This window comes from Clostridium sp. AM29-11AC (assembly GCF_003480545.1).
Classification (GTDB): Bacteria; Bacillota; Clostridia; order Lachnospirales; family Lachnospiraceae; genus Otoolea; species Otoolea saccharolyticum_A.
Map to the genome: position 1 here is coordinate 1 of NZ_QUJI01000009.1, position 11,933 is coordinate 11,933.

At 50.8% G+C, this 11,933-nt stretch carries 10 protein-coding genes; 7 read left to right on the forward strand and 3 right to left on the reverse strand.

The features are described 5' to 3' along the window. Nucleotides 1-110 precede the first annotated feature (110 nt). Nucleotides 111-1,292, reverse strand: a complete 1,182-nt coding sequence (locus tag DW757_RS08310) for an amidohydrolase (RefSeq protein WP_118751477.1) — start codon at nucleotides 1,290-1,292, stop codon at nucleotides 111-113. A 469-nt stretch (nucleotides 1,293-1,761) separates the two neighbouring features. Here DW757_RS08310 and DW757_RS08320 point away from each other — a divergent pair, with 469 nt between their 5' ends. Continuing rightward, nucleotides 1,762-2,214: an NUDIX hydrolase gene (locus DW757_RS08320; RefSeq protein ID WP_008396199.1), complete on the forward strand. Its 453-nt coding sequence runs from the start codon at nucleotides 1,762-1,764 to the stop codon at nucleotides 2,212-2,214. Nucleotides 2,215-2,635: 421 nt separating this feature from the next. Then, nucleotides 2,636-4,141 (forward strand): carboxypeptidase M32, encoded by a 1,506-nt coding sequence (locus tag DW757_RS08330; RefSeq protein WP_347559977.1) that lies wholly within the window; start codon nucleotides 2,636-2,638, stop codon nucleotides 4,139-4,141. Nucleotides 4,142-4,187: 46 nt separating this feature from the next. On the opposite strand, the gene DW757_RS08335 is transcribed toward DW757_RS08330, so the two are convergent. After that, nucleotides 4,188-5,027, reverse strand: a complete 840-nt coding sequence (locus DW757_RS08335) for a YihY/virulence factor BrkB family protein (protein WP_118751480.1) — start codon at nucleotides 5,025-5,027, stop codon at nucleotides 4,188-4,190. Nucleotides 5,028-5,259: 232 nt separating this feature from the next. On the opposite strand from DW757_RS08335, the gene DW757_RS08340 reads away from it, so the two are divergent. The 3 genes from DW757_RS08340 (at nucleotide 5,260) to DW757_RS08350 (ending at nucleotide 9,482) form a co-directional block, all read left to right on the forward strand. Next, nucleotides 5,260-6,987: an ABC transporter ATP-binding protein gene (locus DW757_RS08340; RefSeq protein WP_044930787.1), complete on the forward strand. Its 1,728-nt coding sequence runs from the start codon at nucleotides 5,260-5,262 to the stop codon at nucleotides 6,985-6,987. A gap of 134 nt (nucleotides 6,988-7,121) precedes the next feature. After that, a complete protein-coding gene (locus DW757_RS08345) occupies nucleotides 7,122-8,903 on the forward strand; it encodes an ABC transporter ATP-binding protein (RefSeq protein WP_182433279.1) in 1,782 nt (593 codons plus the stop codon). 84 nt (nucleotides 8,904-8,987) lie between these two features. Beyond that, the gene (locus DW757_RS08350; protein WP_008396192.1) at nucleotides 8,988-9,482 is read left to right on the forward strand and encodes a DUF523 domain-containing protein; all 495 of its coding nucleotides are present in this window, start codon (nucleotides 8,988-8,990) and stop codon (nucleotides 9,480-9,482) included. Between the two features lie 33 nt (nucleotides 9,483-9,515). Here the strand turns inward: DW757_RS08350 and DW757_RS08355 are convergent, their stop codons facing one another. Continuing rightward, nucleotides 9,516-9,806, reverse strand: a complete 291-nt coding sequence (locus DW757_RS08355; protein WP_021965629.1) for a hypothetical protein — start codon at nucleotides 9,804-9,806, stop codon at nucleotides 9,516-9,518. A 425-nt stretch (nucleotides 9,807-10,231) separates the two neighbouring features. On the opposite strand from DW757_RS08355, the gene DW757_RS08360 reads away from it, so the two are divergent. Then, nucleotides 10,232-10,471, forward strand: a complete 240-nt coding sequence (locus DW757_RS08360) for a helix-turn-helix transcriptional regulator (protein ID WP_008396188.1) — start codon at nucleotides 10,232-10,234, stop codon at nucleotides 10,469-10,471. Between the two features lie 82 nt (nucleotides 10,472-10,553). Further along, nucleotides 10,554-11,882: a sodium-dependent transporter gene (locus DW757_RS08365; protein ID WP_008396187.1), complete on the forward strand. Its 1,329-nt coding sequence runs from the start codon at nucleotides 10,554-10,556 to the stop codon at nucleotides 11,880-11,882. The last annotated feature ends 51 nt before the right edge of the window (nucleotides 11,883-11,933 follow it).

An 11,933-nucleotide genomic window follows, 5' to 3' on the forward strand; every position in this document is an offset into this window, starting at 1 on the left:
CTTCAACTATAGCGGAATACCTTATGGGAAGATAGCCATTATTTTATTGAGCGCTTACCCTTTTTCAACTGGTTCGACTATTGACAGTATTTTTCTAGAGGGACTTCCCTCTACTTCCCCCTCAACTCCTCCTCAAAACTTCTCCTGACATCCCGTCTGAACGTCTCGTCATTGAAAACCCTGAGAATGAGAGCCGTCATGGCCGCTGCCCCCTTCGCCATAGCCTTGTGAGCCGCAGGCGTCTGTGTTGTAGCGCAGAATTCTGTAGTATGCAGGGCGCAGTTTTCATCGGTGATAGCCAGCTGAGGCTGGATGGTGGGGCAGCGGTAACTTACATTTCCCACATCGGATGAGCCTGTGGCCGGTCCTACCGGCTCCACCTTGAATCCAAGCTCTGAGAGCAGCTCCGATATTTCATTTTCCAGTGGGGTATTTCTTACCACATCAGCATAATCAGGATATGGGAAGTCTAATTTCACTTCACAGTCAAGAGCGATGGCCGCGCCTCTGGCGCATTTGCGGATGATATCGTCCACGTCCTCCAGACGCCTCATAGAGGAGGTCCGAAATTCCATTTTAACCTTCGCATAGTCCGGAATGACATTCGGGACAAGGCCGCCGTCAAGAATTACTGCATTTACACGTATATCGGGGGTAAAGCACTCCCGCCTAGCATCCACGAGGTCGAGAAATTTTCGGGCTGCCGCAAGAGCGCTTCTTCCCTGCCAGGGGCAGGCTGCCGCATGGGCGGTCTGTCCGAAAAATTCGATGATGCAGCCGCGAAGGCTCATGGAGTCTGTGTTGGGCATGCAGACTCCTCCCGGGCCGCTGTGCATCATGACGGCTAAATCCATCTCATCGAAGATGCCGTCGGAAGCCATGGTGATCTTTGCACCGCTTGCCTCTTCGGCGGGGGTCCCCACTACATAAACCTTTCCCCTGAAATGCTCCTTCAGCTCCATCAGCGTAAGGCCTGTCAGAATAGACAGAGAGCCGTGGAGGTTGTGCCCGCAGCCATGTCCGATGCCGGGAAGTGCGTCATACTCGGTTAAAATCGCCACAGAGGGGCCGTCCCCGTTGTCCAGAACGCCGCAGAAGGCCGTATCATATCCGGCGAAAGGGTATGTAACCTGAAAGCCCGCCTGTTTGAGAAGGTCAGCCATCGCACGGCTGGAATTGAACTCCTCGTACGCCACCTCCGGGTTGGCGGCCAGATGATCGCTGAGGGCAGCCGCTTCTTTCTCATGTTTTTTCACTGCTTCCTGTATGTAAGATAAAGATTCATGTTTCATAGAATTTCCATCCTTTCTGAGCCGTATTCCATTTTCCGCGCAGATGCCGGACGCACCTCCAGCAAGAAACGGAACAATTTTGTATGATAAAAGACTAAAAACTTATCAGATTAAATCAAATAAGACTAAAAAATGATCCCTATGGGAAAATTACCAGTGCAATATCCCATCCCGACTGACGTCTCGATGGGACCGCTCGTCAAATGCATGCCGCAGTGGTGTTTTGGCTCCCTTCGGGCGCCGGGTCTCCGGCGGAATTTAGCGCCCGGCTTTCAGCAGTGAATGCTGAAACCGGTATGCGCAGGTATATTGACCGCTCCGCAGTCAATATACCATGAAACAGGATGCCGGGCAAGAAAAAGATGATTTTGTCACAGGCCCTGTGTAACATTTCAGCCTCCGTCTTGCACATTGTCTGAAAAAGCGGTATACTACAATCAGTTAGAGAAACACACCAGGAGGGATTGCAATGATTGAAGCAACGAGCTGCGGCGGTGTGGTTATTTTTCGAGGTAAAATTCTTGTTCTGTATAAAAACTACAAAAACAAGTATGAGGGATGGGTTTTGCCAAAGGGAACTGTAGAGCCGGGGGAGGAGTTTAAGGAAACGGCCCTCAGGGAAGTCAGGGAGGAAACGGGAGTCAGCGCTTCGATCATCAAGTATATCGGGAAAAGTCAGTACACCTTCAACACTCCTCACGATACCGTGGAGAAGGACGTGCACTGGTATCTGATGATGGCGGACAGCTACTACAGTAAACCACAGCGGGAAGAGTATTTTGTGGATTCGGGTTATTACAAATTTTATGAAGCCTATCATCTGCTTAAGTTTTCCAATGAAAAGCAGATCCTTGAGAAGGCCTACAATGAATACCTGGATTTAAAAAAGAGTAATCTCTGGGGTTCTAAGAAGTATTTTTAGACTGCCACTAAACGGGCAGAGCGAAAGCTTCTGCAGAATGCAGGAGGGAATGAAAGAAAAGACCGAGGGTGAACGATTGAATTTGAAAATGAAACAGGGGCAGATCAGCTGCAGGAAAAGCAGGCGGTCTGCCCCTGTTTCATTTAGAACGCCGCAGCCCTTCCGGCAGAGATTAAAACAGGTATACGGCTGCCCTCAACAGCAAACCACTTCGGTAATGATTGAAAAATTTTCCGTTCTATATTACTATTAATAGTAATAAGACGGCATAAAGCAAAATAAATGAAAAAATCTGGATTTCCGATAAACTCAGATAAAAAAAGCAGCAGGGCTGTCCATACTATAAAGGCGCGGGAAAGAGCCGGGTTTGGCAGGGATAACGGCCGCGCTTAAAGCTATAAAACAGAATGGAGGAACATATATGAATGAACCGATAAACAAGTCCATGAGCCAGTCATTTGCAAAACTGGAGGAACAGCTTGAGAAGGCCATGGCAGTGCAGACTGCCATGATTCTGTTTGAGTGGGACAATGAAACGCTTGCTCCCAGGGAGGCCGCTGAGCGCACTGCCAGGGTGATAGGTTCTCTGTCCGGACAGTACCTGGACATCATCACAGGGGAGACGGTGAAAAAGCTGCTGAAGCAGTGCCGTAAAGAGGAGGAGCTTCTCACACAGACTCAGAGAGCTGTTGTAAGGGAGGTGGAGGAGGAGCTTGAAAAGCTCCAGGGCATTCCGGCCGGCGAGTACAGAAAATTTGCAGAGCTGACAGCCAGGGCAACCGGTATCTGGGCAGATGCCAGAAAGAAGAAGCGCTTTGACCTGTTTGCTCCCGTTTTAAAGGAGATTGTGGACTATCAGAAGCGTTTTGCCTCCTACAGGGCGAAAAAGGGACAGAAGCTCTATGATGTGATGTTAAACAATTACGAGAAAGATTTCGGAATGAAGGAGCTGGATGAATTTTTCGCTGTGGTGAAGGAGGGAGTTGTGCCGCTTTTAAAAGAGTCCGCAAAGCGCTCGGAAACGATTGACGACAGCTTTCTTACAGGCCCCTACACAGAGGAGCAGCAGGAGAGAGCGGCACGCTTTCTGGCAGAATATGTGGGCTTTGACTTTGGCCGCGGAGTGATGGCAGTCAGCGCCCATCCGTTTACCACAAATCTCCACAATCATGATGTGAGGATTACCACCCACTATAACGATCGGATCGATTCTTCCATTTTCTCTGTGATTCATGAGTCGGGCCATGCAATCTATGAGCTGGGAATCCGCGACGACCTGACACAGACGCCTGTCGGCCAGGGGGCTTCCATGGGAATGCATGAGTCCCAGTCCCGCTTTTTTGAGAACATTATCGGGAGAAACAGAAATTTCTGGGAGCCGATCTATGGGAAAATTCAGGAGATTTTTGGGGAGCCCCTCGCCTCTGTGAGCCTTGATGCATTCCTTGCGGCTGTGAACCGCACAGTTCCGGGTCTGATCCGCACAGAAGCCGATGAGCTTTCCTACTGTCTCCATGTGATGGTGCGCTATGAGATAGAGAAACTGATGATAGAGGAAGATGCAGACATCGACAGTCTTCCCGAGCTGTGGAACCAGAAGTATGAGGAATACCTGGGCGTGCGCCCTGAGGATGACGGAGAAGGGATTCTTCAGGACATTCACTGGTCACAGGGTTCCTTCGGCTATTTCCCGTCCTATGCCCTGGGCAATGCCTTTGGCGCTCAGTTCTATCACCATATGAAAAAGGTTATGGATTTCGACGGCCTGCTGAGAGAGGGAAATATCGGCGTAATCCGTGAGTACCTGCGCGGCAGTATCCACCAGTACGGAAAGCTGAAAACCAGCCGCCAGATTTTAAAGGATGTGACCGGGGAGGACTTTAACCCTGATTACTATATTGAATATCTGAGGGAACGGTACCAGTAAAAAATTGCCGGCTCTGAGAGCATTTCCAGAACCGGCAGGAGAAAGACTATGGACGCCGGCAGACGCGGTATCGGCCAAGGGCTGTCAGATGGCAGTTGATCTCTGCCCCCAGGAACAGGATGCAGATACAGAAATACAGCCAGAGCATCAGGACGGCAAGGCTGGCGAGGCTTCCGTACATGGTGGAAAAGCTGGAAAAATATTTAAAATAGAGGGAGGAGGCATAGGAAAACAGGATCCAGCAGAGGGTGGAAAACACGGCTCCCGGAAGCTGGCATCTGAGCCTCTGCCTCTCGTAAGGAAGAAAGGTGTACAGCCCCATAAAAAAGACTACCAGGATTACCAGCGCCAGCATGGAACGCAGGCTGATCAGGTAAGGAGACAGTCCCTGAAGAAAGGGCAGAATCTTGAATATAAGATTCTGGATAACTGTACCGAATACCAGCAGGACCAGGGACAGAATGCAGACCGCCATAAACACAATGGTGTAGCCTGAGTTGATGATCCGGCTGATGACGTAGCCTCTCCTTCTGGGAGAGCCGGCAATCCTGTTAAGTCCCTTCTCAATTCCCAGCATCCCCCTGGAGGCGGACCACAGGGTTGTGATGGAGGAGACGGAGAGGAGGGCTGCCGAGGATTTGGAGTAAATCTCATCCACAATGGTATAGACCAGGGGCTGTACCTCTATGGGCAGCAGCCGTGACAGCAGATACAGAAAGTCAGACTGCTGCACAGCCGGAACGAACTGAAGCACAGTCAGCAGCAGGATAATAAACGGGACGGATGACAGGACAATAAAAAAGGACGCCTGCGCAGCGTATACGGTAATCTCATCCTTCACAAACTTGTCATAAATCTGTTTGCAGTGTACCAGAAAATAAATCATAAACACTCCCCGCGAAAATTCTTTGGCTGCGAAAAAACAGAGAGACCTGCGCGGCAGAGCGCAGCTTCTTTGCCTCAGGCACAGCCGGGAGAATCCGCTAAATATTGTAACATAATATTACCATGAGGTCGGAAAAATAACAACTCAAATGCAGACGGCCCCAAGGTTAACAGACAGCAGGAATGCCGGACTCTGCAGGGAGAAGGGCAGACTGCTGGCACAGAGGAACGAGATGAAAAAACTACTTAAGTATTTAAAGCAATATAAAAAGGAAGCTGTGCTGGCCCCGCTATTTAAAATGCTGGAGGCCAGCTTCGAGCTGTTTGTGCCCCTTGTCATGGCAAAGATCATAGACACGGGAATCAGGGAGCAGGATCTGGCCTATATTCTGAAGATGGGCGCCGTGCTGGTGCTCCTGGGCGTGATCGGGCTGGCCTGTTCCCTGACTGCACAGTATTTCGCGGCCAAGGCTGCAGCCGGCTTCGGAACAGGGGTGAGAAGCGATCTCTTCCGCCATATCAATCAGCTCTCCTACACAGAGCTGGATACCCAGGGGACAGCCACGCTGATCACCAGGATGACCAGTGACATCAATCAGGTTCAGTCAGGCGTCAACCTGACGCTGCGCCTGTTTCTGCGATCACCGTTTATTGTGTTTGGCGCGATGATTATGGCCTTCACCATTGACTTTAAGTCTGCCCTTGTCTTTGTGGTGACCATTCCTCTGCTCTCTCTGGTGGTCTTTGGAATTATGCTGATCAGTATGCCCCTCTACCGGAAGGTGCAGCATCAGCTGGACCGGGTTATGCAGATTACAAGGGAGAACCTGACCGGCGTGAGAGTGATACGGGCCTTTAACAGAGAGCAGGATGAGATGCGGGAATTTAAGGAAGAGGGGGATCAGCTGATCCGCTTCCAGATCTTTGTGGGGAGAATTTCCGCGCTTTTGAATCCCGTCACTTATGTAATTATTAACCTTGCCATAGTAGTTCTGATTTATACAGGTGCAGGGCAGGCAGACAAGGGAGAAATTCCCCAGGGAGAGGTGGTTGCCCTGGTAAACTATATGTCCCAGATCCTTGTGGAGCTTATCAAGCTGGCGAATCTGATTATTTCCATGACAAAAGCCTTTGCCTGCGCCGGACGCATCAGCAGTGTGTTTGAGCTTCACAGCAGTATCCCTGATACGGCCGGGGGAAAACGAAAACCGGGCAGTGAGCCGGTCGTATCCTTTAAAAATGTGAGCTTTTCCTACAAGGGAGCGAAGGCAGCCTCTCTCACGGATATCAGTTTTGACGCTGCATTTGGAGAAACTATCGGCGTGATCGGAGGCACAGGAGCCGGAAAATCTACTCTTGTAAACCTGATCCCCAGGTTTTATGACGCTGCAAAGGGACAGGTGATGGTGGCAGGAGAGGATGTGAGGTCTTATTCTCTCCGGGAGCTGAGAGACAGAATCGGCGTAGTTCCTCAGAAGGCGGTGCTCTTTAAGGGCACGATCCGGGACAATATGCGCTGGGGCAAAGAGGGCGCCTCAGATGAAGAGATCTGGGAGGCCCTTAAAACGGCCCAGGCCCTCGATGTGGTCATGGGCAGGGAAGGCGGCCTTGACGCCATGGTGCTGCAGGGAGGAAAGAATTTCTCAGGAGGCCAGCGCCAGAGGCTGACCATTGCCAGAGCTCTGGTAAAAAAGCCGGAGATCCTGATCCTGGACGACAGTGCTTCAGCTCTCGATTTTGCCACGGACGCAAGGCTCAGAAAGGCTCTGAGAGAGCAGACGCAGAAGATGACGGTGTTTATTGTTTCCCAGAGGGCGTCTGCCATCCGCCATGCAGATCAGATTCTGGTGCTGGATGACGGAAGGCTGGCGGGAAAAGGAACTCACGAGGAGCTGTTTGAGAGATGCAGCGTTTACCGTGAAATTTGTCTGTCCCAGCTCTCGAGAGAGGAGGCCCGCTGATGACGGAAAAAGATATGGCAAAACAGCATGCTACAGAAAACCATGCGGCAGCGAGGCAGCCGGCAGAGCAGCCATCCGGAAAGCAGATGCCGGAAAGGCAGACAGTGAAAGCGGAGGCGGCAGAGGAGAAAGCGATGGAAAAGGAAACAGGAAAAAAGAAGAGGGAAGCGGAGGGAAACTATAAAAGGGACACGGTAAAGAGAGTGCTGTCCTACATCGGCGCATACCGCCTGCTGGTGCTCTTTTCCCTGGTTCTGGCAGCAGTGACAGTGGCTCTGACTCTTTACATCCCCATCCTCATCGGCGATGCGGTGGATCTGATTGTGGGAAAGGGACAGGTGGATTTTCCGGGACTGTTTCGGATTTTCCGGGTAATGGTTGTGGTGATTGCGTCTACCTCTGCGGCCCAGTGGCTGATGAATGCCATCAACAACCATATCACCTACCGGGTGGCCATGGACATCAGGACGAGGGCTTTCAACCATCTGGAATCCCTTCCCCTGCGCTATATCGACAGCCATCAGTACGGGGATATTCTGAGCCGGATTATTACGGATGTGGATCAGTTCTCAGACGGCCTGCTGATGGGCTTTACCCAGCTTTTTTCAGGGGTGCTCACGATTCTGGGGACGCTGGCTTTCATGTTCTACATCAATCCGGTGATTGCACTGGTGGTTGTCCTGGTAACGCCCTTATCTCTGTTTGTGGCCAGCTATATTGCGAAAAAGACCTTCCACATGTTTAAGGATCAGTCAGAGGCCAGAGGTGAGATGACGTCCCTGATTAATGAGATTGTGGAAAATGAGAAGGTGGTTCAGGCTTTTTCCTACGAGGCCAGGGCGCAGGAGAGATTTGATCGGATCAACAAAAGGCTGGAGGCGTGCAGCCTGAAGGCTACCTTCTTTTCCTCCATCACCAACCCGGCTACCCGTTTTGTCAACGGCCTTGTCTATGCAAGCGTGGGAATCACGGGGGCGGCAGCTGCCATTCACGGGTACCTGAGCGTGGGCCAGCTCACCTCCTTTCTGAACTATGCCAACCAGTATACAAAGCCGTTTAACGAGATTTCCGGCGTGGCCACAGAGCTTCAGAATGCGCTGGCGTCTTCGGCCCGGGTTTTTGACCTGATGGATGAAAGACCTCAGACACCGGAGCCGGAAGAGGCAAAGGAGCTGGCACACGCAGAGGGGCGGGTGGAGCTTTCCGATGTTTCCTTCTCATACAATCAGGAGGTGAAGCTGATTGAAGAGCTGAATCTGTCGGTGGAGCCTGGCAGCAGGATCGCTATTGTAGGGCCCACAGGCTGCGGAAAGAGCACTGTAATTAATCTTCTGATGCGCTTTTACGATGTGGACGGAGGGAGCATTCAGGTGGACGGCTGCGACATAAGAGGCCTGACCAGAAAAAGCCTTCGCGCGTCCTATGGAATGGTGCTCCAGGAAACATGGCTGAAATCAGCCACTATCCGGGAAAATATCGCCTACGGGCGTCCCGATGCATCTATGGAGGAGATTGTGGAGGCGGCGAAAAAGGCCCACGCTCACAGCTTTATTGAAAAGATGAAGGATGGCTATGACACAGGTATCTCAGAGGACGGAGGAAACCTGTCCCAGGGCCAGAAGCAGCTTCTGTGCATTGCCCGCGTGATGCTCTGCCGCCCGCCTATGCTCATACTGGACGAGGCCACCTCCTCCATCGATACGAGAACGGAGCTGATGGTACAGGAGGCCTTTGAGCGGATGATGGAAGGACGCACCAGCTTTATTGTAGCCCACCGCCTCTCCACCATCCGGACTGCCGATCGGATCCTTGTGATGAAAGACGGCAGGGTGATCGAACAGGGGCGGCATGAGGAACTGCTGGAAAAGAAAGGCTTCTACTGGGAGCTTTACAACAGCCAGTTTGCAGCGTCATAAGACAGCGCAGCTTTTCAAAAACCGGGCCGCCTGCAAGTCTGACGAGAGCCGGCTTGCATTGAAGGGCTGAAAAAGGAGGAGAAAATGGACTATATCCTTGTAAGCGCCTGCCTGCTGGGAGAAAACTGTAAGTACAGCGGCGGGTCCAACCGGAATGAAACCATTTTAAAATGGAGGGAAAGGCTTCTGAGAGAAGAACGGGCAGTTTTCGTTCCCGTCTGCCCGGAGGTGATGGGAGGCCTTCCCACACCCCGGACTCCGGCAGAGATCTGCGGCAGTCAAGTTTTGACAAAAGACGGCCGGGACGTTACGGAGGAATATGTAAGAGGGGCCGGGGAGGCTCTGAGGCTTTTCGAGAAATATGGCTGCTGTCTGGCCATTCTTAAGGAGAGAAGCCCTTCCTGCGGAAGCGGTGAGATCTACGATGGAAGTTTTTCTGGAAGCGTGACAGCCGCAGACGGCATTGCCGCCGGCCTCTTGAAGAAGAGGGGTGCGTGTGTGTACGGGGAATCTCAGGCAGAGGAAATTCTGGAATTGCTGTTTGGAAAAACAGAAGAGGGCAGAAAAAGCCGTGTATAACAGCGCATATATAGGCTGAAAAAAGAGCGACAGTCAATCATCACTGCCGCTCTTTTTTCGTTCCTCCAGACTTTTTTTCATCTCCATCTTCTTTTTCATTTCTGCTTTCAGTTTAAAATACTTTCTGCACATAAATTCCATCCCTGCAGCAGAGCCCACTGCCAGACCGGAAATCACAGCTGCCAGGCAGGCAGCCATTGCACAGAAGGCCGCATATCCTTTTTCTCTGGGAAGCACAGGTTCACAGAACGCAAGGCGATATATCACTGTGAATAGCACAAAAAAACAGACGATATAGATCAATGCTCCCATTAATTTTTTCACACGATCACCTCCTATAAATCCAATATAACCCAAAAGAAGGTAACATGCAAGCAGTCCATATGTTTTACCAATTTTTTCCAGTTATTTCAGAATCAATGCAGAATGACGTCTTGAAAAAAGCAGGAAAAGTTTCCAGACATAAAAATATTCAAAGAAATGATTCTCTTTGCAGCTGTTAAGAAGAAAAACAGCGGATACAGCTGGAAGATGACAAATTTCAGAAAAAATAAATATAAAAAATTTATAAAATAGTCTGACTTATTAACAAAAAACGGTTAATATATCGAGTATTTATTTCCAAATTTTGGGAAACCTACCGGTAAACATGTAAAATTTTTTCTTCTTTGACAAAAGGATGATATATCACCCTAGTTGAGCGCGAATATTGTATAAACTAATGCCAGTAAAAAAAGGAGGCTGAATTTATGCAGATTTGTGAAGCAACTGTAAAGAGAATTGAGGAACTTCGTAAACGGGACCGTCTGACGCTTTATGCCCTGGCATATAAGACCGGGATGCCTCCGTCTACACTGAAATGCATCATCAATGGCAGAAGCAAGAATCCGGGTATTGTGAATATTAAAAAAATTGCCGAAGGCTTTAATATGACCATCCGTGAGTTCTATGACAGTGATCTGTTCGACGACCTGGAGCAGGAGGACTAGCCCGCTGTACCCTTCCCATTCCATCTGTTTTGGGGTATAATAATTCCCGGACAAAAGAAAGTGTTCTGAAAGGATACAGAGTATGGAAATGAAGGAGAATAAATCAAGAGATCAGTTCCGAACCAGAATGGGGTTTATCGTGGCCTGCGTCGGTTCGGCAGTGGGAATGGGGAATATCTGGATGTTTCCCTATCGGGCAGGAAAATACGGAGGAGCAGCCTTCCTGATTCCGTATTTTATTTTTGTCATTTTGCTGGGATTTTCAGGAGTCATCGGGGAGATGGCTTTTGGCCGCGTGATGAAGACAGGGCCTACGGGAGCGTTTGACAGGGCTATGGCCATGCGGGGAAAGCGGGGAGGACGCCTGATCGGCCTGATTCCGGTACTCGGCTCCCTTGGAATTGCCATCGGCTATTCTGTGGTCGTGGGATGGTTTTTAAAATACCTGTTTGCCGCAGTTTCCGGGAGCCTTGGGCAGGTGGAGGATATGGGCGCCTATTTCAGTGCCCTGTCGGGAAATTTTGGAAGTGTGGGATGGCATCTTCTGGGTCTTGCCCTGACCTTTCTCATCATGCTCTGCGGCGTATCAGGGGGCATAGAAAAGATGAATAAGCTCATGATGCCTCTGTTTTTTGTGTTTTTCCTGATTCTCCTGTTTCGTGTAGCCACGCTTCCGGGGGCAGCTGAGGGCTACCGCTACCTGTTTATACCCCGCTGGGAGCTTTTGGGAAATGTACAGACATGGGTGTACGCGCTGGGGCAGGCCTTCTTCTCCCTGTCGCTGGCAGGCTCCGGGACCATTGTGTACGGAAGCTATCTGAAGGACGATGTGGATGTGGTGAGCTGTGCGAGAAACGTGGCCTTTTTTGATACCTGTGCTGCTCTTTTGGCAGGCATGGTGGTAATTCCGGCCGTGTTTGCCTTTGGGCTGGATGTGGCCGCAGGGCCGCCTCTCATGTTCATCACGCTGCCGGCTGTGTTCAACCAGATGCCGGCGGGGCGGCTGTTCTCGGTGATCTTCTTTGTGGCTGTGCTGTTTGCCGCAGTCACCTCCCTGATGAACCTCTTTGAAACGCCTATAGAGGCTCTTCAGGACCAGCTCGGGCTCTCCAGAAAGGCGGCCGTGGCCGTGGTGGCGTTCTGCGCGGCGGCCGTTGGGATTTTTATTGAGAGCGCAGATGCGGTCAGTGTGTGGATGGACGCCGTCTCCATTTATGTGATTCCTCTGGGGGCGCTGCTTGCCGCCATTATGTTCTTCTGGCTATGCCCCAAGGGGTTTGCCAGGGAACAGGTGCAGAAAGGCAGAGAAAAAAAGCTGGGAGCGTGGTTTGAACCTGTGACCAGATACCTGTTTGTGGGACTGACCTTTGGCGTATATGTCCTGGGAATCCTGTTTGGAGGAATCGGATGACGGGAGGATGAAGTGTTTGCAGATGTGAAGGCATAAGAAACCGCAGCCTGT